This is a genomic window from Hyphomonas sp. UBA4505, assembly GCF_002388685.1.
Lineage (GTDB): Bacteria > Pseudomonadota > Alphaproteobacteria > Caulobacterales > Hyphomonadaceae > Hyphomonas.
Genome location: NZ_DGMZ01000011.1, coordinates 370,599 through 390,795 on the forward strand (window position 1 = coordinate 370,599; position 20,197 = coordinate 390,795).

Consider the following 20,197-nt stretch of genomic DNA (forward strand, 5'->3'; position numbering starts at 1 on the left):
CACGCTCTTATTCCCCCATAGCCTCAAACCCTGCCCGGAGATCGGCAATCAGGTCATCTACGGTCTCCAAACCGACATGTATGCGGAGCAGAGGGCCGACCTTTTGGTCAATCCAGTGGCCTTTTGATCGTTTCAGTTGCGGGTCGCACGGGATGATCAGGCTTTCAAAGCCACCCCAGGAAAAGCCCATCGAAAACAATTCCAATGCGTCAAAGAAGCGTTTCAGGCCTTCTGGGCTGACCGTGTTGAGAATGACGGAAAACAGGCCGTTTGAGCCAGTGAAGTCGCGCTTCCAGATGACATGGTCCGGATGCTGTTCGAGTGCCGGGTGCAGGACTTGACAGACTTCCGGGCGTTCAGACAACCAATTCGCGATCCTGAGGCCAGCGGCCTCGTGCGCATCCATGCGCGTCTTCAGGCTGCGCAAGCCGCGCAAGGCCGTGTAAGCATCGTCCGGACCCAAGCTGATGCCCCAATCATCTCCGCAGTCGATAATGTCTTGCGCCACGCGCTTGTCGCGGCTCATGACAGCGCCGCCAAACACGTCCGCATGGCCAACCGCATATTTTGTCAACGCCTGGACAGAGATGTCCACGCCGAGGTCCAGTGGCTTGTGCAGAATTCCAGCGCCCCATGTATTATCGAGAATGGTGCGAATACCACGCTGCTGCGCCACGTCCACGATGGCAGGCGTATCGCTGATCTCGAAGGTGAGTGAGCCCGGAGATTCCAGGTAAATTACGCGCGTGTTGGGTTTGATCAGGTTAGAAATGGTTGCGCCACATCGCGGATCGAAGCGCGTCGCCTCTACCCCCATTTTTTCCAATCGACGATCAAGATAGCGCGCGGTGGGGCCATAGGCGGAGTCGGTGAAAAGGATGTGATCCCCGGCTTTTACCTGGCTGCCGATGGCAAGCGCGCAGGCCTGTAATCCGTTCGAGGTCAGTTTTGCGAAGGTCGCATTCTCAAGTACGCAAAGTGCGTCTTCAAGTTCACGATGAACCGCCAGGCCCATACGGCCGTAGCCGGGCTTCGCGCCATAGAGGTCTGAGGATGTATCAAACAGGAGTGTGGACGCCCGCTCGATTGGCGGATTGACTGTCTTCTGGGCCAACCGGCGGCCACGCGTATGGATGAGACGTGTCGCAGTGTCCTTTGTCATGCTGTGCCAGTGGCGACGGGACGGGATGCGTCAGACGCCCATTCCGCCCACGATCCATCATAGACCGCGACGTCCCAATTACCGAGTCGGGCCAGCGCGAGTGCCGTGACAGCGGCAGACACGCCAGACCCGCAGGTCGCGATTGTGGGCGCGAGGGGATTTGGAAACAGTTTGCCAAGTTCCTCGGCGGATTTCATCCTGCCGTCTTCCGTGCGGAGTTCGCCGGAGGGCAGGCAAATGCTGCCAGGGATGTGACCGGAGGGAAGCCCCTCTCTCGGTTCGGGAGCCTCGCCGGAGAAACGCTCGGCCGAGCGGGAGTCTATGATGTTGTGGGAGCTGTTCGCAGATGCTGCAAGCATTTGGTCTGAATCCTTCAGCAGATCGGACCGGACGCGCGCTGTGAAATGGCGTTCGACGGCCACCGGTGGCAGGTCCTCGGTCTCGCCACCAGCATCCGTCCAGGCCTTGAGCCCACCATCAAGTACTTTTACGTCGCGTTGGCCCATTACGCGCAACATCCACCATACGCGAGCCGAGGCGAAGAAGTTGAACTGGTCATAGACGATGATCCGGTTGCCGTCTCCCAGGCCGAGCTTGCGCGCACGCGACGAGAACATGACGGGATCGGGCAGCATGTGCGGCAGATCGGTTCCGCCTGCCTTGATGGCGTCGATGTCGAAATAGACGGCGCCGGGAATGTGTCCTTCAGCCCATGCCTGGCGCCCCGTCTTCTCGGGATTGAGGAAGGGAGGGAACCAGGTTGCGTCCACGACCCGGACGTCTGGCGCAGAGATATGTTCTTTCAGCCATTCGGCTGTGACAAGCGGGTCTCCGGATTCCATAATTCAAGCCTCCATCCATGCGGGAACCGGCAGATCCTTCGATCTCAGGAAATCGGGATTGTAGAGTTTCGACTGGTATCGGTTGCCATAGTCGCAGAGCACCGTGACGATTGTGTGCCCGGGCCCCAGATCCTTCGCCATCTGAACGGCCCCGGCGACATTTATTCCCGCGGAGCCGCCAAGACACAGACCCTCATTTTGAACGAGGCCGAAAAGGATGTTGAGCGCTTCCTCATCCGTACAGCGATAAGCGCGATCCACGTCAATACCTTCAAGATTGGCTGTGATGCGACCTTGTCCGATGCCTTCAGTGATTGAGGTGCCTTCGGATTTCAACTCACCGTTCTTGTAGTATTCATACATCGCAGCCCCGCCGGGATCTGCGACACCGATCTGAATGTCCTTGTTCTTTTCCTTTAGTGCGAGCGATACACCGCCGAGCGTGCCGCCAGATCCGACCGCGCAGATGAAAGCGTCAAGCTTGCCATCGGTTTGGGTCCAGATTTCCTGACCAGTGGTGTCGTAGTGGGCCTTGCGGTTCGAGATATTGTCGAACTGGTTTGCCCAGATCGCGCCGTTTGGTTCCGACTTGGCAAGGTCTTCGGCCAGGCGCTTCGAGAAGTGCTGGTAGTTGTTTGGGTTCTTGTAGGGGACCGCATCGACCTCGATCAGCTCTGCGCCGAGTAGGCGGATTGCATCCTTTTTCTCCTGGCTTTGCGTGCGTGGCATCACGATGACCACGCGGTAGCCGAGTGCTGCGCCGACCAATGCGAGCCCGATGCCGGTGTTTCCAGCCGTTCCTTCGACAATGGTGCCGCCGGGTTTCAGCTCTCCAGCCGCTTCAGCGTCGCGAACAATGCCCAGTGCCGGTCGGTCTTTCACAGACTGCCCCGGATTGAGGAATTCGCATTTGCCGAGAATTTCGCAGCCGGTTTCGTCAGATGCCTGGTTCAGGCGAAGCAGGGGGGTGTTGCCGATAAGGTCGATCACCGAGCGATGAAACTTCATCAGATTAGGTCCGATTCTGGTCAATTTTCTTTGGGACGAAGCTAGTGCGGCGCAGAGGTTTTCACAACCGTTGTGAGTCCCACATGGCCCGTGTGATCCAATTCGTGCCGGTCTGCGTAAGAAGCATGAATAGACCAACCGAGACAGGACCGCCTGCTTGACCCACACCGACACCTATATTGCTTTCATGATGGACCATGCCGCCGGGAACCATCCGGAGTCCTTTGCTGTGGCGGGGGACCTGCACATTTCACTGAGTGAGAGGGGGGCTGAGACCGCGCATCTCTGGTCAATGATCGGCGGTGTGATGCTGGAACGATCTGACCCGATACTTGCCGACCCGGCCCAGCAGAGTTCGAGAACTGGTCGCGCCCGATGGTCAGGTCTCTCAGTTGATGAGGTCCTGTCCCAATCCTCTGGCGATTTGAGCTGGCGGCGCGGTTTCTCCGGCGTTCAATATGCATCTGCAGGCACGCCGGGGACAAAGTTCATGAAACTGGAGCCCGGTCAAAGCGCGCCGATGCATGGTCATGGTGGCCTTGAGGCAACCGTTGTCCTGTCCGGGCGTTTTACAGATGGATATGGCACATATTCTCGCGGTGACCTTGTGCTCGGTGAACCCGGCATGCGTCACAAGCCCGCTGCTGTGGGAGACGAAAGTTGTATTTGCTTTGTCGCCCATCGGCCCAACAGGTTCTGGAGTATTTTCCAATGAAGCGTTTTCTGGGAGCCATTCTGCTATCGGCCGCGCTGTTCAGCGCACCCGCAAGCGGAAAGACGTCGGATGCGAGTTGGGCACCAAGCCCGGGCGACGTGATCGAGTTTGATGTGCTGCGCAAGGGCGAGCCATTCGGCTCCCACTCCGTCAAGTTTGGGCAGGATAGCCAGGGACGTCTGACTGCAACGACTGACGTGAACCTCAAAGCCGGCCTGGGGCCTATCACCGTTTTCAAGTATGAGCTCGACGCCACTGAAGTGTGGGAGGATGGACAACTCGTGTCTCTCACCGGTCAGGTTGACGATGATGGCGATGAAGGGTCGGTGAAGGCAGTGCGCAGCGGTAATGGGTTGGAGGTCGAAGGCACAGAGTACGACGGTGTTGTTGCAGGCTCAATCGTGCCTTCAAGTCATTGGAACTTTGCCGCCACGAATTCCTCAAAGCTGCTGTCGACCGGCAATGGAGAAATATTGGAGGTCACCGTATCTGAACAAGGGAATGAGACCATACGTGTGGCGGGTGAAGAGATCGAGACCACGCGGTATCTGATGGATTCTGATATTGATGTTATGCTTTGGTATGACCAAGCCGGACGTTGGATGAAGTTGGCTTTCGAAACACGCGGTCAGGATATCGAATACGTTTTGGCGAAGCTATACTGATTTCGCTACCGAATGTCGGCTCTGACACTCATTCTTGGCGATCAGCTAACGCCCGACCTGTCATCTCTTTCTGATTTCAATCCGTCCACAGATACTGTCTTGATGGCCGAAGTCATGGAAGAGGCGACCTATGTGGGCCACCACAAGAAGAAGCTCGCATTTGTGTTCTCTGCCATGCGCCACTTCGCTGAGGAGTTGGAAGCAACGGGTGTTGCGGTTCGCTATGTCAAATTAACGGATCCTGAAAATGAAGGCTCATTGCGCGGTGAAGTAGCGCGTGCGTTGGATGCCGATCCCGGCATCGACACCTTGATCATCACGAAACCCGGCGAATGGCGCCTGTTGAGCGATATGGAGGTGTGGGCCAACATCTTCGATGTAGAGGTGGAACTTCGCGACGACACGCGGTTCATCGCGACACTGAGTGAATTCTCGACATGGGCTACCCATCGCAAGCAGTTGCGGATGGAGTATTTCTATCGCGAGATGAGACAGAAGACAGGTCTGCTCATGGAGGGAGATAGCCCTGCTGGCGGCAAGTGGAATTATGATCAGGACAACCGCAAGCGGTTGCCGAAATCCGCGGTTACTCCTCAACGATGGTTCTGCCAGCCAGATCAGGTTACGCAAGACGTGCTCGATATGATCACGCACAGGTTTCCAGACAATTTCGGAGATTTGGAACCCTTCGTGTTCGGAGTCACACGTCACGATGCCGAGGCCGCTCGCGATGCTTTCATGGCGGAGATCCTGCCTGGCTTTGGAGACTACCAGGATGCCATGGCAAAGGATGAGCCGTGGATGTGGCATTCAATCCTCTCGATTTATCTGAATGTCGGTTTGTTGGATCCGTTGGATTTGTGTGAACGCGCTGAGGCGGAATGGAAATGCGGCCGTGCGCCGCTCAATGCTGTGGAAGGCTTCATTCGGCAAATCCTTGGCTGGCGCGAATACGTGCGGGGGCTCTACTGGTGGAGCGGCCCTAAGTACGCAAAGAGCAACTTTCTGAATGCGCAGAACGCGCTTCCCGATTTCTACTGGACCGGCGAAACCGATATGGCCTGTCTGGCCGATGCGCTGGGGCAGACCATTCGGCATGCTTATACCCATCATATTCAACGCCTTATGATCACGGGAAATTTTGCGCTTCTCGCGGGCATCCATCCGGACCACGTCAATGATTGGTACATGAGTGTTTATGCCGACGCGTACGAATGGGTGGAGCTGCCGAATACGCATGGAATGGCGCTCTTTGCAGACGGGGGTGTGATTGCGTCAAAGCCTTACGCTGCCAGTGCAAACTATATAAACAAGATGTCAGATTATTGCGCCGGGTGTCGTTACAATTCCAAAACCCGGACCGATGAGGACTCGTGTCCCTTCAATACGCTTTATTGGGACTTCCTGATCCGCCATTCCCAACGATTGCAGGGTAATCCCCGCATGTCATTGCTCATGAAAAATGCGATAAAAATGCCGGATCGTGAACGTGATCTGATACAGCGGCGAGCCAGAACCGTGTTGAAATCCTTGAATATTTATCCAACCAAAGATTGATGACTTACGCATCGTTACCGGTTTCAGAGAATTTTCGACGTCACACTACACTGATTTTCACCTCCGTCGCTTAGACATGCTGACAATGGTGATTCCGAGAAGTCGGATGAATTCCGGGGTGGACGCATGAAACTGTTGGCTATGAAGGATAGCGGCGATGGGCCGCTGTCCGAGATCGTTAGGGACTCGGACGACGAACGAAAGCATGAGGCGGCCTGGCGAGAAAGCCAGCTGGAAATCGTGGGCACGATCACGATTCCTCTGGTTCTGGCCAACCTCATCAATGCGTCGGTTGTCTGGCTGTCCTTCAAGGAGACGCCAGCGGACTTTGCCTTGTCTGTATGGCTCGTCTGTATCGCCGCCATATGCGCAGCGGCTTTTGTTACGAACAAGGTTCGAACCTACCGGCCCAGCGATCTTGCGATCGCGCGCAAGGTGATGAGGGAATATACGTTTGTTGCGGCGATTGCCGGACTTCTTTGGGCGTCGGTACCTATCATTGTGATGAATGTCACGGATAGCTATGGCCAGATGATTGTGGGCGTCGTTCTGGCTGGAGTCATGTTCACCGGTGCGCTCCTGATGTCGCGTCTGCCCAAGGCAGCCTTTGCCTTTATAGTTCCGATCGGACTGGGACTGGTTGCGGAAATGCAGTTTCAGCAAAATCCAAAATATCAGTATACATCTATTTTGACGTTGGCTTATGTCGCGATACTCATCCTAGCCATTCGCTGGTCGCATCGCCAGTTCGTGCTCAAAAGCATCAACGAAACGGCGGTTAGAGAGCAGTCGCATCTGATTGGGTTGCTGTTGAGGGATTTTGAGGAAAGTACGTCCGATTGGCTCTGGCAAACTGACGCCAGAGGCGTGCTCGTAGACATTCCTCTCGTGTTTGAGGGCGCTGAGCATGACAATGGTTACCTAACGCTTGGCAATCTGTTGGTCGATCAGTTCGAGGCGGACGATTCTACCAGAGTGCTCAATACCAGCCTCATGCGCCGCCAGGGCTTTCGCGATATCGCCATGAGGCTCAAAGGTTCAGAGACCGAACGCTGGTTGTCCCTTACCGGGAAGCCAATCTTCAATGATGGCAAGTTCCGAGGCTTCCGCGGGGTAGCATCGGACATCACCCAGTCCAAGGAAATAGAAGATCGTATTGCCTTTATGGCGCATTATGACGGGCTGACGGGTCTGCCAAACCGGATGAACATGCAGGAGCGACTGGAAAAGGCGCTCCGCAAACCGGATGTTGAAACAGTCCAAAGAGCGTTGGTTTGGCTCGATCTGGATAACTTCAAATGGGTGAACGATACGCTGGGCCATCCGGCGGGTGATGAGCTCTTGCAGCATGTCTCCGGTCGCCTGAACGAATTGAGCGGCGATCATGACATGGTGGCGCGGATCAGTGGTGACGAGTTCGCCATGATCGTTCAGCGTCCGACGATGGGCGACCTCGAACTCTTTTTCGACGAGATAACCGAACGCCTGAGCGAGCCCTATGACCTGTGGGGGTCGACCGCCAATTGCTCCGCGTCGGTAGGTGTCAGGATGTTCGATCCGTACACGAAAGATGCCCGCACCATGCTGAAGCATGCTGACTTGGCGCTCTATCAGGCCAAGAAGCTCGGAAAGTCCACTTGGTGCATGTTCACACCCGCGCTCGACGAACGCGCGCGAGCCCATTTGCAAGTCGAGGCCGATTTGCATTCCGCGCTGGAGCACAGCGAGTTCGAACTTCATTTCCAGCCCCAAGTTGATGCTCACACACATGATGTGGTGGGATGCGAAGCCTTGCTGCGATGGAACCACCCTGAGCGGGGCCTGGTTTATCCCGGCGACTTCATTGAGCACGCAGAAGACAATGGTCTGATTACCCGGATCGGAGACTGGGTCATTCGGGCGGCTTTGGCAGAGGCGCGTCGTCTGCCCAATCATGTCAAAGTTTCGGTGAATATCTCGCCGTTGCAAATACACTCATCCAATTTGATGACGACCATCGTGAATGCGATTGCCGCCAACAAGATCGATCCGCGACGGCTCGAGCTCGAGATCACGGAAACGGTCCTGATGTCGGACACAAATTTCACGCTCAAGCGCCTTCACAAACTGAAGGAGATCGGCGTCGGCATTGCGCTTGATGATTTCGGCACAGGCTATTCTTCTCTGTCTTATTTGCGGAGCTTTCCGTTCGACAAGATCAAGATCGACAAGAGCTTCGTGCGAGACATTGAAAGCCGATCAGACAGCCGTTCTATCACGCAAGCCACCATCGCACTGGCGCACTCACTGGGCATGCGGTGCACAGCGGAGGGTGTCGAGACGCATTTTCAAGCAGAGTTCCTGCGTGACATTGGATGCCAGGAATTGCAGGGTTTCTTCATCAGCCGGGCCAAGCCGCTCGACAAACTTCACCATATTATCGACCTTCTACCTGCCGATTTTGCATCACCCAAGCGGGAGTCGGATGTCGCGACCGCAGCCGATAATACTATCCAGTTTCCAGCGGCGAAGTCCGCCCAAGCCTGATCCCTGGATTTCAGTTTTCGTTTGAAGTGTCGGCCTCTTTTTTCTTGCGATTGTTCAACAAGCCGCCGAGCGCTTTGATCGCTACATCTTCAGCAGATGTCTCGGCAGGCGCGTCGTCCGTCGGGGCTTCTGGGTCAGGCTTCTTGATGCCAAGGAGTCCGCCGATAACATCTTCGGTGCTGCCGGAGCCTGCTGAGTTGGAGACACCAAGCTCTTCCAACACGCGGGAGCCCAACTCTGCCTTGAACGCAGAACTTACGCCGCTCAGATCTGGTGTGACTTTCGGATTCGTCCACGCGCCCGATATACGGATCGGGACTGGAATGCCGTTCAATTGCACCACGCTGCCCTGACCTTGGGCCGATTTGTCCACACTGGTCGCAAGGCGCAGGTCCATGGACTGTGCTGCCAGATTGATCTGTCCGGTCCCATCTACGCCCAGAATGGGACTCAGCAGTTTCATCACATCCACATTCGCAACGCCGTCATTGACTTTCAACACAGTGTTGAAGCTTGAAAAATCGGTCTCGGCGTTCTGCGATAAAGCTTCGCCAAAATTGAGTTCCTGAATTGAGCCTGTCGCTATGGCCTGCTTCAGAGAGGAGGCGCTTCGTACCAAGGCTGCAACATTCAAGCCTTTGACCACACCATCCGAAAGGCTCGTCGAGACCTCTCCGTCAATTGCCTGCATGATTGCGTCAATGGATGTACCAGACGACTGCGCAGAAACCTTGAATTGTCCTGTTCCTGTGAGGCTGTCGAATCCGGCCAACGTTCCGAGCAGATTTGCGACGGCAACATTCTGGCCCTGCATGTCGAAGCCGACTTTCGGTGTGGCAGGTCGGGCATCCACGGTCAGCTTGCCCAACCAAAGTCCGCTGAAGGCTTTGAATTGCGACAAATCTGCTGTCAACAATCCATCGGTCAGATCGACGTCCATGACAGCATCGGTCAATTCGACATCACCAATGGTGAGTGATCCGACCTCAAGACTGAGGTTTGCGTTCACGGATTTCAGCCCGGACAATTCGAGTGTTTCATCACTCCAAGGCTGAATTCCTTGATTGGTCTTTTCCGGATCCGGCTCTCCCATAAAGGGTGTGAGGTCGAGAGCGGGTACGCTGAGATCGCCGATAATGCGCGGTGTTGTCGCCGACACATCAATCCCCGCCTGTCCGGTGCCCCTCAATGCATCTAGCGACAGGTTCAAATTGTTGACCATGACGGACTTGAATGTGCCGTTTGCCGCACCGGAGACGGCAAAGGTCTGGAGTGTATCACCCGGGGCCAGTTCAATTGCCGCAGCGCTCAGCAAGTCACGCATTCTGTCGCTGGCGATGGAGAGGGTGCCGGCAACAGTCCCATCACCATTGAGCGAAACGGATCCCTCATATGACGCGCTCAACAAGTCACTGTCATGGGTCAATTTGAGTTCTGTAAGAGATGGTGAGTCGAGCGCGCCGGATGCCTTGCCCGCGACTTGTAGACGACCCAAGGCTGACCGTGCCGGCACATCCAACTCGAATTGCTGTGTGAGCGCGGCCAGATCTGCCACCACGGTTTCGAACGTGCCGTTCAAACTCGGCGCGTCACCAAGTTGGACGCTGCCATCATATTTGATATTTGCCAGGTCGGATGCCAGATCCAGCCGGGCCTGAGCGGGCAGATTACGGGTGAGCGCTTCGGGCGCATCCAGCCAGATGTCGACGGTGAAGGCTTGCTCCTGAAACCGGCCGCTGGCTGTCGCACTGAGAGGCTGGTCCATGCCTCGTAGAGATGCTTCCAGGTCAAGTTCGGACAATTTGTATGTTTCGCCAGATTGGTCGTCCTGAAAGGTGAGCGAAGCGTTCTTGAGGATTGCCGATTCGATTCCCGCATCGAATGAACCATTTGTCCCTTCAGGTGGTGGCGATGCTTCTTTTGAAGAGGCGAATTCCCAGTTCGTATTCCCATCGGCTTTGCGCTGAAGGAACACATCTGCATCCACGAAAGCGATTTCCTGGACATCCACGCGCCGCGACAGCAGCGGCATCCATTTGACCGAGCCGCGCAACGCACCTGCCTCAATCATGTTCGGTGTGGCAAATCCGTCGGGATTGGCAACGCTCACCTGTTCGACCGAGGCCGAGATGCGCGGAAACACGGATATTTTCACATCGCCTGCGAGCGTCACGTCACGTTGCAACGCGTTGGTCGCCGCATTCTCAATCTGGTTCTTGTAAACCGATTTCGGAATGAAGAAGGGCACTGAAAAGGCTGCGATAATCAGCAGTGCCACGATGCCGGAAACAATTAGGAGAACGCGCTTCATGGAATAACCTCAGGACTGGGAGTCTAACCTGATATGGGAATATGGCTTGGGAATGACAGCTTTATACAGAAAAGTGCAAATTCGCGTGAAGTTCCCCGCTTGACCCGCCATGCCGGGTTTAATAGAGAAGCGCTTCGCCGAGTTTCGGCAAGGAAATGCGCGGGTGTAGCTCAGCTGGTTAGAGTGCCGGCCTGTCACGCCGGAGGTCGCGGGTTCGAGCCCCGTCACTCGCGCCATTTCTTCGGAAATGTAAATTCTATAACTCATTGAAATCAAACGACTTTTTCGGGATCGTTTGCATTTCTATGCGTAGAATGGCCGGAAATTGTAGACCAAATTGGGACCATATTGTGGACCAATGGTCAGCGTCATGAAACGTGTAGAAGACAATTCTTACCTCGAGCTAAGAGGCCGGGTCTGGTGGTATAATCGCCGGGTCCCGTCACGCTTTGCCCACCTCGATTCGCGAAAGCGCATCAAAGAATCCCTTGGCACCAGATCAGTTGAACAGGCCCGTCACAAGCGGGACCTGCTGGCTGAGGCGGATGACCATTATTGGGCATCACTCAAAATCGCCGAGGAAGCGGGGCCGGGAGCTAATCGCGATGTATCGGCAGCTGTGCAGCGGCGCTACCAGATGGCGACGTGCAAGGCGCTGGCGGCAGGCTTTACCTACCAGCCGATAGATCATCTTGCGACGGAGGCCTCACTAGAGGAAGCGCTCGCGCGCTTGCTGGCTGTTCAGAAACAGGCTGGGCCGTCCGAGATACCCAAACCCCAAGATGCGGAGGCGCTGCTGGGCGGGGCTGAAAAGCCTTCCATCACGCTGTCGGAAGCGTTCGAGATTTATGTTCGTGACGTTGCCTACAATGCGCAGCTTTATAAATCCCCGGCGCAGCGCCGCTCCTGGGAGAAAACCAAGCGAACCTCAGTGGACTATTTCATTGAGTTTGCGGGAGACCTGCCACTTGAGGAAATCACGCGGGACTTAGCGCTGGAGTATCAGTCGCACTGGGCGAAACGCGTGAAACCCAAAGACGCCAAGACGAAAGCGGTCGCGCCAAACACAGCGAACCGCCACATCGGGAATGTGCGATCGCTCTATGGCGAATACTACAAACATATTGGCGAGGATGAGCGGCCTAACCCGTTTCGTAATATGCACTTCAAGGCCAAGACGCGCGTTGAGGTTCCGCCCTTCTCTTCAGACTGGGTTAGGGCCAAGGTTCTGGCACCTGGAGCCACGCGCAAATGGCGACCTGAACTTCAGCTCATCACACTGATGCTAATCGAGACCGGGTGCCGCCCCAGTGAGATCATCAATCTCCGTGTAGAGGATTTTCACATGGATGAACCCGTGCCTTACATCTCTATCAAGGCGCGGACAGATCGCGAGATCAAAACTGATACATCAGCGCGCGATATTCCTTTGGTTGGGATTGCTCTTGAAGCAGCCAAGCGAGCCGCGCCGCGCGCCTTTGAGCACTATCAGGATCGCAGCGAGCTCTTCTCTGCCAACATGATGAAGAACTTCCGCAATCGCGGTCTGTTCGAGACGCCCGATCACCGTATCTACTCTTTTCGGCATGCGTTCGAGAAACGGATGCAGGAAGCCAACATCGATTATGGCCTGCGCTGCTTGCTTATGGGGCACAAGACAACCCGTCCGGTTTACGGAGATGGCGGATCGCTAGACTATCGCCGAGACGAATTGCTGAAAATCGCGCACCCCTTCGCGTTAGAGGTGATGGAGAGATTTGATCTGGAGCATCCAGATTGGGCGCTTGGGACGGTTTCACCATACACCCCTCCTACGTAGTAGGAGGGGTGTATGGTAGATGCGGCCAGTAAACCGGACATGAATTAGCCGGTATTGACTATGGAATTGTTCATAATGTTCAATTATATATGGGTATATGACTGATAAAGAACCGGACACCAAAGCGGACATTGTTCCGGCAGAAGATCGCGGCGAAGGCGTCGGGGCGATGGAGCCTATGCTTGTAGGCTCTTCCAGCCATTATCGGGGACAGTTGGGCGACCTTGCGGTCGAGGTGGCTGAGCGCTCTGCTGGGCTAAGGCGGAGCTTGCCAGATGGTGTGGTAACCGCTCTGTCCGATCTCGTGCGCGCTATGAATTGCTATTATAGCAATCTCATTGAAGGGCACGACACGCACCCCATCGATATTGAGCGCGCCCTGAACAATGATTTCAGCGCAGATGCGGCCCAGCGCGACCTGCAGCTTGAGGCCAAAGCACATATTGAAGTGCAGGCTTGGATAGATGGCGGGGGCCTGGAAGGGCGTGCCACATCAGCAGACGCGGTTATGGAGTTGCATCGGCGCTTCTGTGAGAACCTTCCTGATGATTTGCTCTGGGCAGACAACCCGGACACCGGAGAGCGCGTTCCCGTTGTTCCGGGAGCTTATCGCACCCGCGATGTTCAGGTCGGCAGGCATGTCGCGATCAGTTCCGGCGCGATCCCCCGATTCATGGAGCGTTTCGAGAACGCCTATGCTCGGCTTGGTCGCGTAGATGCGTTAATCGCGGCGGCAGCCGCACATCATCGCTTGCTTTGGATTCACCCCTTCGTTGACGGCAATGGACGCGTCGTGCGCCTGATGTCTTATGCCATGCTCCGGGACGCGCTCGACACAGGCGGTATTTGGTCGGTGGCGCGCGGCCTTGCGCGACGTGAGGCTGAATACAAGGCGCAGCTTCAGGCATGCGACGGCGCGCGGCGCGGAGACCTTGATGGGCGCGGCACGCTTAGCGAGGAGGCTCTTGCGAGGTTTGCGGTCTTCTTTCTGGAAGTCTGCCTCGATCAGATAAAGTTCATGGAAGGGCTGGTTGAGCCCGGACGCCTGCGAGACCGGATCCTTCTCTGGACGGAGGAAGAGGTGCGCGTTGATCGTTTGCCGCCAAAATCAGGGTTGGTGTTGGAGGCCTTGCTCTATCGCGGCGTGCTTCCGCGCGGCGATGTCGCCGATCTCTTGTCTGTTGGAGACCGACAGGCGCGGCGAGTGACCTCCGCTTTGATTGACGCAGGTGTGGTAACGGCTGATACAACACGCGCGCCGCTGAAGTTGGCATTTCCAGCGAAGCTGGCGGCGCGATGGATGCCGGGACTGTTTCCGGAGAAGTAGCCGAACCATGGAAGTATCTGTCCAGAGATGATCAGAATAGTTTGGTCATATGCTTTACGGCCCACTTTTCATCGTGCCTTGTCTGAATTGCGGCTGCGAGTTCAATGGAACGCTGCGACGTGAAATCCTGAATGCTGAGTGGTCTACTTCACTCCACCAGGCTCAAACCGTCATCAACACCTGGCTCCGGCAATACAATCGTGTCCGGCCACATCAGGCTCTAGGCATGCGGCCGCCCATCCCTGAAACGCTAGTGGAATGTGACCCATAAACTGGGGGCTGGACAATTGGTTTGGGTCAGTGCGCAAAATTGTCGCTCGTGTCTCTAAACGCGAGCACGAAAGAAAAGACTGTCAGCGCCCCCGCTAACGCAAGAGTGATGCGAGCGAGGAATAGCTGACCGAGCTTGATGTACCCTAGTGCATGACTGCCGACAACGGTCGCTAATACGTTAGTGCCAAATGAAAATGCGATCCAATAAGGGGTTTGTCGATGGGCGAGCACTCGCGAAAACGCCTCGGCTTCTGCGAACCTAAAGCGTTTTGTTCCGTTTTAGCTTCTCCGTCTGGCGTCATTCACCCCCAGAAGGACTTTATTGCAGAGCACGCAGCTTGAAAACCATTTGCCCACTACAAGGTCTGATCGGGTGGGTTCTTTATCTTGAGTAGTCTTCTTTCCAAGCTCTTTAAGTTCGCTTCTGCTGTTTTAGTTTTTGGCTCTTGAAGTGGGGGTCGACTGCGCTATCCACGAAATGTGGCGCACCGCTCCCAGGCTTGTCCACATGGGCAAGCGACGCGCCAAGCCCCTGCTTTCCCAGTTCAATGTTTAAGGTTCGCAAGTTTTCGCACCACTGAGACTCGACTTCCACATCCCGCGTGTTGGCAGTTTCGGATCGACCATCATGCATGTACGCGCGCACTTTGCTTTGAATTTTCCCGCCTGGTGGAGACATGAGCTCGACATCATAGTGCGGCTCGCTTGGTCTGGCTCGGACCTGGCCATCAGCAATCTCTTTTCAGCAAGCAAAGTGTTTTCCTCTGCAAATGTCCGTAACTCATCCTTGCCATCAGGAATTTGAGCGAGAACCTCTTTTGCTTTTTCGAGCGCCTCTTCGGCCCTTCCAATGCGAGTGTCCGATAGTCGTATTTGGATGGCAGTTATAACAGCGTTTAAGGCAGACAGCCTTTCCTCAGCGGCAGACAGCCGTGCGGACACGATGTCTTTGCGAACCTGAAGGCTTTCAAGGTCTGCGCGAATGGTTTTTTGGGCTTGCTCCAGCCGCTGTCTTTGTGCGTTCTTTAGAGTCAATCGCGCTTGAGCGACCGGGTCTTCGGTATCACTTGGCAAGGGATCGCTCAGAAGATTAAGCGCTTCACGTGTCTTGGAGAGTTCTTCTGGTAATACGGCGGACTTAGCGATGAGCTGTGTTTGGTTTTGGCGCAAACTATCGATCGTAGCAGTTGTAGATGAGCGCTCTGCATCCAGAATTGATAGCCTGGCCGTCAGCTCGGTAATGGTGTCGCTGTCTTCTGGTAATAGAAGTGATGCATCTGTTTCAGCTCTGCGCGCGGCAATGTCTGCGCTTATAGTTTCTCTATTGTCGATTATCCCCTTAATAGCGTCGGCTTCTGTTTTAAGACGCTGCACGCTCTCCAGCTCACTCCGGGCAGCCTCAAGCGCTTGCAGTGCTTCCGTTTGTAATTCCGCAGTTAGGGCAGTGTCTTCTGAGACTGTGCTAATTTGCTGATCAATTTGGCCAAATGTGAGCTCTTGTGCGCGCGCATCCAGCACGGCGATCACGCAAAATACGATCGATATACACAAAAGTTGAAATGGCAGTTTCAAAATGGCCTCGTTCGTTTAGCGTTGCGGCAAGATCAATCTCTAACGCGACAACCACATATTTAATAGAAGGCAAGAGTGCGAAGTTACTCTCTTGTATGCTCCGACGGACGATTAGCCCTGACGGGATCGAAGGCAGGGCTCGCCTTTATGATAATAGGTTCAGTCTAATATTCGCCCCTCGACTTGAGACGGCACGCCGCCTCATTGATTTTGTCGATTGCGCTTACTTCTCGCACCTGATGATTTCGGCATCTATTTGCCCAAAATAAACAAGGAAATAGGGACTCATACGTATTCAGATCGCGGCGCTCGATCACTAAGTCAGTCATGAAAGGTTTAGTGCGCCCACGAATAGAAGGTATTGAGATCAGGCTTAAGGTGTAAGCGTCGTTACCCTTTGAAATTGCGGTCTTTCTCTGCAATTTTAGAATGGAATACGATTCCTCTATTCCTCGCCAAAAATAGGGAACGCGCAGTATTTGGTGAAAAAATGAAAGGCTTATCAAGTCAACTCGGTGCAAAACTAAGACCGACCGGAGATGATAGTTCTGCCTTGGGCAAGTTGCTCGTAGCGACCAATGGCAGTCAGCGTGCGAACTTGGGCATTCGGCGCGCGGCGCAGCTTGGCATGCAGCACAACGCCGGCTTGCACGTTCAGCAAATCGTTAACCCCGAGACGCGGCTCCCTGAAGGTGAAGGCTGTTTGCAGGCCCTAGAGCAGGTCATTAAAGACGCCGTCAACCTCAATTGCCTCACTGTCGATGTCGGAGTCTGCCCTTACCCGGATTACTTCATAGATGACGAAACGGGACGGGCTTCAACTCTTCTGGATATTGCTAGCAAAACGGCTGCAATCCTCATCGTACTTGGAATTCACAGAAGGGACAAAATCCGCCCGCTTTTGGGAACGCTTACTGAGCGATTGTTGCGGGAAGGCGATGTGCCACTTTTGATCGCGGTCAATGACCCGCCAGCAGCCTATAATAAAGTTATTGTTGCGGTCGACTTTTCACCACTGTCCGAACAAGCGCTGTCCATGGCTCTCTCAATTGCACCTGATGCGGAACTGGTCCTGACCCATGCCGTGGGCGCCACAACCGATGGCGTATTTGTTGCCGATGGCGCGATGGAAAAAGCGGTCACTGAAGCCGAGGTTAAGTTGGGGGCCTTGTGGGAGCAGGTGGTTAAGCCTGTTGGTGGCACAATGCCACCCGTATCCTTGCATGTTAAGCAGGGGCCACCGCAGAAAATACTGCGTCAGGCGATTGCGATCGAGCAGCCAGACCTTGTGGTTATGGGCACACGCGGCAGATCGGCCATCGTAAGCACTGTTCTAGGCAGTGTTGCGCAAAACATTATCGCAGACCCGCAAAGTGATGTGCTGGTTGTGAACTTTAAGCGCACGGAGAAGTAAAATGAATGTTTTCAAAAATATACTGTATGTCTCGGACGGGATTGCCGGTGACTGCCCAGGGCTGGTCCAGGCATTGCGCCTCACAGAGATGAACGGCGCAAAGCTACGTCTTGCGATTGTGACGCCCAAACTTCCAAAAGAATTTTCCACGTATCAGGACACTTATGAGACCGGCTCGCGAACCACACTAATGGAGGCCTTCAAAGATGCAGCGCGCGAGGCGGGCATGGCTGCGCCACCCTCTGTTGACGATATCAATGTTGGATCTGATGTTAGTGGCCTTACAGGAACAGTCATTTCAAAAATGGTTTTGCGCGGAGATCATGACCTCTTGATCCGTGAGTCTCGGAGAGAATCTGAAGGCGCTGGGTACAGCGCAATCGAAATGGAATTGCTGCGTAAGTGCCCGTCGGCAGTTTGGCTCGTGCGGGCAAAAACAATGTCTGCTGGGAAGCCGAAAATTGCCGTTGCGATTGATCCTCAGGAAACGGAGTCACAGGCAATTTTACTTACACAGTCTCTACTGCAAGTATCCGAGCCACTAAGTTCCATGCTTGATGCAGATCTGCACATTATCTCCAGTTGGAGCGCCTCTTTTGATGATTTTCGAACACGGCACTTCTGGGGTAAAGTCTCAGAAAAGAGCATTCGCGCTTTTCGGGAGAGAAGAGAAAGCCTGCATAAGTCTGCCATGGAGCGGACGCTCAAAAGCGCTGGGCTATCGATGGGGCCAAATGTGCACCAACTTGAGGGCTCGCCGGATATGACAATCTCAAAGTTCGTTAGTGACAATGGCGTAGACACAGTGGTCATTGGCACCATCGGTCGTGTCGGTATTCCGGGGCTTTTGATGGGAAACACGGCTGAGAAGGTTTTGCGCCAGCTCGATTGTTCATTGCTCGCATTGAAACCTGAAGGCTTCGTTTCGACGGTAATGCTGTAGCATAAACCGCCGAACAATAGCCAAGGGTGTAAGGTTACATGATTTAGCCTCAAATATGGCTCGCTCGTTAAGGAGTTTTTCGAGCCCTTCGAGCGATCGTCCAGCCTAAAGCATAATTTTTCTCAGGGATTCCAACACGCACAAGTTTATGCTAGCTAGTAGTTCGGCGCGGTAATTCGCGTCGAACTCAGGAGGTCCACATATTTGTGGACCATAATCGGACCTATTCAAGGACCAATTTTAATTTTACAATCCCTCAAGTCCTTGAAATTAAAGGAATAAAAAAATGGATTGCGGCACGTCACTCGCGCCATTTCTTCAATTTTTTCAAACAATTAAGTCCTTGAAAACATTGTAGAAATGTTGCGCGCATCGCGCGTTCTCACCACTCGAGTCCAGTTAGTGGCTCAAATTGTGATACAAATTGGAACCAAATTGTGATACAGTTTGAGGATGACAGTTCTCAGGCATTCAGACCAGTTCCTGCTTCTTAGAGGGGATCGCTGGCACTACCATCGGCGGGTCCCAGCCAAATTCAAACATGTCGATCCCCGGACCTTTGTGCGGGTCGGGCTTGATACTGAAGTCTTGAAAGTGGCGCGCATGAGGCGTGACGCACTCGTCGAGGCAGATGATGCTTATTGGACCTCGCTTCTCTTGGCAGAGGTGGAAGGAGACAGCGCGAACGATACGGCCAAGGCTGCGGCAGCAAAACGCTACGAGTCAGCGAATGCCCGGGCTATGGCGAGAGGGTTTGCCTATGCACCCGCTGAAACTTTGGGCGCTTCTGCTGAGCTGACTGACTTGATGCAACGCATACAGCTGCTCGAACGGGGCACTTCTCCAGCACACCCACCAAGTATGCAGGATGCTGAAGCCTTGCTCGGCGCAGTGCCAGAACCGGTCGCTGAAGACGACAAGACAACCGTGTCTGAGGCCTTCCAGCTCTATCTCGATGAAATCGCTTTCGACGAGCAGTACAACAAGTCGCCCAAACAGAAATACTCCTGGGAAAAGACCAAGCGGACCTCAATCAATTACTTCGTTGATGTGATCGGCGATCTGCCCATAGCCGCGATCTCACGTGACGATGCACTGTCTTACCGCAACTGGTGGATGGAGCGGATGATCCCGCGCGAGGAAGGTGAGAAACCCGCCAAGCCGAACACGGCCAATCGGCATATTGGCAATATGCGAACGCTGTACGAGGCCTACTTCTCCCACAAGGGCGACGAAGAGCGGCTCAACCCTTTTCGCAAAATGTTCTTCAAGGGCGAATCTCGGGTCGACGTGCCGCCGTTCGAGGATGACTGGGTTCGCAGCAAAATTCTCGCGCCCGGCATCTTTGATGATCTGCGTTGGGAGCTACGGTGCATCATTTATGTGCTGATCGAAACAGGTTGCCGAACCAGTGAAATCTGCAATCTCCTGCCAGAAGACATAAAGCTAAAAGCCAACGTCCCTTTTATTCGTATCCGCCCTCGGCAGAACCGTGAAATCAAAACCGAGACATCCATACGCGATATTCCACTGGTCGGCGTCGCGCTTGAGGCGATGCGCGCAGCGCCGGAGGGTTTCGAGCATTACCGTGATCGCGGGGAGCTCGTATCCGCCAATCTGATGAAGGCGTTTCGTCAAAGGGGGCTGTTTCCAACAACAGACCACGTTATCTACTCCTTCCGGCACGCTTTCGAGAAACGAATGCTCGAAGCTGGATTGGATTATGGATTACGCTGCACGCTAATGGGGCATAAGACAGATCGACCAGCCTATGGAGACGGTGGGTCGATGGCCTATCGGCGGGACGAATTGATGAAGATCGCTCATCCGGTGCCGGACGGGCTTAAATTTGGTGATTGAGATTGGAGATACTGATGATGAGAACGATGGCCGTTGCGGTTTTATGTGCCGGGTTGCCGTTCGCTGCACAGGCGGACGATTTGATGACGATGGAAGATGTGGTTGAGGCGGCTCAGGCAGGTATTGAATTTGTTGATAATGATTTCGTCGCGGCGCGCTTGGCAGCGAATCCGGACGTGCTCCTCTATGATGTTCGTACCGAG

At 54.5% G+C, this 20,197-nt stretch carries 16 protein-coding genes and 1 tRNA gene; 12 read left to right on the forward strand and 5 right to left on the reverse strand.

Annotated features, from left to right (window positions below):
- Window positions 1-7: 7 nt before the first annotated feature.
- Genes metC through B3527_RS09000 form a run of 3 tightly spaced genes read right to left on the reverse strand, consistent with a single transcriptional unit; the run spans window position 8 to window position 3,012 of the window.
- The gene (metC, locus tag B3527_RS08990; protein WP_290478885.1) at window positions 8-1,162 is read right to left on the reverse strand and encodes a cystathionine beta-lyase; all 1,155 of its coding nucleotides are present in this window, start codon (window positions 1,160-1,162) and stop codon (window positions 8-10) included.
- Complete coding sequence (locus tag B3527_RS08995; protein WP_206992788.1) at window positions 1,159-2,004, reverse strand: sulfurtransferase; 846 nt, start codon at window positions 2,002-2,004, stop codon at window positions 1,159-1,161. Before B3527_RS08995 ends, metC begins: the two co-directional genes overlap by 4 nt.
- 3 nt (window positions 2,005-2,007) lie before the next feature.
- Window positions 2,008-3,012, reverse strand: coding sequence for a cysteine synthase A (locus B3527_RS09000; RefSeq protein ID WP_290478884.1), 1,005 nt, complete (start codon window positions 3,010-3,012; stop codon window positions 2,008-2,010).
- Window positions 3,013-3,169: 157 nt separating this feature from the next.
- On the opposite strand from B3527_RS09000, the gene B3527_RS09005 reads away from it, so the two are divergent.
- From B3527_RS09005 to B3527_RS09020, 4 genes are all read left to right on the forward strand, one after another.
- Window positions 3,170-3,727 carry a cupin domain-containing protein gene (locus B3527_RS09005; RefSeq protein ID WP_290478883.1) on the forward strand — a complete coding sequence of 186 codons (558 nt, stop codon included), beginning with the start codon at window positions 3,170-3,172 and terminating at the stop codon, window positions 3,725-3,727.
- Entirely contained in the window at window positions 3,724-4,392 is a 669-nt protein-coding gene (locus B3527_RS09010; RefSeq protein WP_290478882.1) for a DUF6134 family protein, read from the forward strand. Before B3527_RS09005 ends, B3527_RS09010 begins: the two co-directional genes overlap by 4 nt.
- Before the next feature lie 12 nt (window positions 4,393-4,404).
- A complete protein-coding gene (locus tag B3527_RS09015) occupies window positions 4,405-5,949 on the forward strand; it encodes a cryptochrome/photolyase family protein (protein WP_290478881.1) in 1,545 nt (514 codons plus the stop codon).
- Window positions 5,950-6,075: 126 nt separating this feature from the next.
- Window positions 6,076-8,475 carry a putative bifunctional diguanylate cyclase/phosphodiesterase gene (locus B3527_RS09020; protein WP_206992793.1) on the forward strand — a complete coding sequence of 800 codons (2,400 nt, stop codon included), beginning with the start codon at window positions 6,076-6,078 and terminating at the stop codon, window positions 8,473-8,475.
- Between the two features lie 10 nt (window positions 8,476-8,485).
- On the opposite strand, the gene B3527_RS09025 is transcribed toward B3527_RS09020, so the two are convergent.
- The gene (locus tag B3527_RS09025) at window positions 8,486-10,786 is read right to left on the reverse strand and encodes an AsmA family protein (protein ID WP_290478880.1); all 2,301 of its coding nucleotides are present in this window, start codon (window positions 10,784-10,786) and stop codon (window positions 8,486-8,488) included.
- A 159-nt stretch (window positions 10,787-10,945) separates the two neighbouring features.
- Between B3527_RS09025 and B3527_RS09030 the strand changes: the two genes are divergently transcribed.
- The 4 genes from B3527_RS09030 (at window position 10,946) to B3527_RS16925 (ending at window position 14,203) form a co-directional block, all read left to right on the forward strand.
- A tRNA-Asp gene (locus B3527_RS09030) sits at window positions 10,946-11,022 on the forward strand.
- A 134-nt stretch (window positions 11,023-11,156) separates the two neighbouring features.
- Window positions 11,157-12,605 (forward strand): DUF6538 domain-containing protein, encoded by a 1,449-nt coding sequence (locus tag B3527_RS09035; RefSeq protein ID WP_290478879.1) that lies wholly within the window; start codon window positions 11,157-11,159, stop codon window positions 12,603-12,605.
- A 97-nt stretch (window positions 12,606-12,702) separates the two neighbouring features.
- The gene (locus B3527_RS09040) at window positions 12,703-13,932 is read left to right on the forward strand and encodes a Fic family protein (RefSeq protein WP_290478878.1); all 1,230 of its coding nucleotides are present in this window, start codon (window positions 12,703-12,705) and stop codon (window positions 13,930-13,932) included.
- 49 nt (window positions 13,933-13,981) lie between these two features.
- A complete protein-coding gene (locus tag B3527_RS16925; RefSeq protein WP_366935197.1) occupies window positions 13,982-14,203 on the forward strand; it encodes an integrase core domain-containing protein in 222 nt (73 codons plus the stop codon).
- Between the two features lie 554 nt (window positions 14,204-14,757).
- Here B3527_RS16925 and B3527_RS09045 read toward each other — a convergent pair.
- A complete protein-coding gene (locus B3527_RS09045) occupies window positions 14,758-15,777 on the reverse strand; it encodes a hypothetical protein (protein ID WP_290478877.1) in 1,020 nt (339 codons plus the stop codon).
- A gap of 397 nt (window positions 15,778-16,174) precedes the next feature.
- Here B3527_RS09045 and B3527_RS09050 point away from each other — a divergent pair, with 397 nt between their 5' ends.
- The 4 genes from B3527_RS09050 to B3527_RS09065 form a co-directional block, all read left to right on the forward strand.
- The gene (locus B3527_RS09050) at window positions 16,175-17,191 is read left to right on the forward strand and encodes a universal stress protein (protein WP_290478876.1); all 1,017 of its coding nucleotides are present in this window, start codon (window positions 16,175-16,177) and stop codon (window positions 17,189-17,191) included.
- 1 nt (window position 17,192) lies between these two features.
- Window positions 17,193-18,134, forward strand: a complete 942-nt coding sequence (locus B3527_RS09055; protein WP_290478875.1) for a universal stress protein — start codon at window positions 17,193-17,195, stop codon at window positions 18,132-18,134.
- A gap of 453 nt (window positions 18,135-18,587) precedes the next feature.
- Window positions 18,588-19,994 (forward strand): site-specific integrase, encoded by a 1,407-nt coding sequence (locus tag B3527_RS09060; protein ID WP_290478874.1) that lies wholly within the window; start codon window positions 18,588-18,590, stop codon window positions 19,992-19,994.
- A gap of 14 nt (window positions 19,995-20,008) precedes the next feature.
- Window positions 20,009-20,197 (forward strand): hypothetical protein (locus B3527_RS09065; RefSeq protein ID WP_290489772.1); only part of this gene is annotated, 189 nt, incomplete at its 3' end.

Bases quoted from the DNA above. Each gene is read 5' to 3' on its own strand.
- B3527_RS09025 (WP_290478880.1), bottom strand. From the start codon at position 10,786: ATGAAGCGCGTTCTCCTAATTGTTTCCGGCATCGTGGCACTGCTGATT.
- B3527_RS09015 (WP_290478881.1), top strand. From the start codon at position 4,405: ATGTCGGCTCTGACACTCATTCTTGGCGATCAGCTAACGCCCGACCTG.
- B3527_RS09060 (WP_290478874.1), top strand. From the start codon at position 18,588: ATGACAGTTCTCAGGCATTCAGACCAGTTCCTGCTTCTTAGAGGGGAT.
- B3527_RS09010 (WP_290478882.1), top strand. From the start codon at position 3,724: ATGAAGCGTTTTCTGGGAGCCATTCTGCTATCGGCCGCGCTGTTCAGC.
- B3527_RS09000 (WP_290478884.1), bottom strand. From the start codon at position 3,012: ATGAAGTTTCATCGCTCGGTGATCGACCTTATCGGCAACACCCCCCTG.
- B3527_RS09020 (WP_206992793.1), top strand. From the start codon at position 6,076: ATGAAACTGTTGGCTATGAAGGATAGCGGCGATGGGCCGCTGTCCGAG.
- metC (WP_290478885.1), bottom strand. From the start codon at position 1,162: ATGACAAAGGACACTGCGACACGTCTCATCCATACGCGTGGCCGCCGG.
- B3527_RS09035 (WP_290478879.1), top strand. From the start codon at position 11,157: ATGAAACGTGTAGAAGACAATTCTTACCTCGAGCTAAGAGGCCGGGTC.
- B3527_RS09040 (WP_290478878.1), top strand. From the start codon at position 12,703: ATGACTGATAAAGAACCGGACACCAAAGCGGACATTGTTCCGGCAGAA.
- B3527_RS16925 (WP_366935197.1), top strand. From the start codon at position 13,982: ATGCTTTACGGCCCACTTTTCATCGTGCCTTGTCTGAATTGCGGCTGC.
- B3527_RS08995 (WP_206992788.1), bottom strand. From the start codon at position 2,004: ATGGAATCCGGAGACCCGCTTGTCACAGCCGAATGGCTGAAAGAACAT.
- B3527_RS09055 (WP_290478875.1), top strand. From the start codon at position 17,193: ATGAATGTTTTCAAAAATATACTGTATGTCTCGGACGGGATTGCCGGT.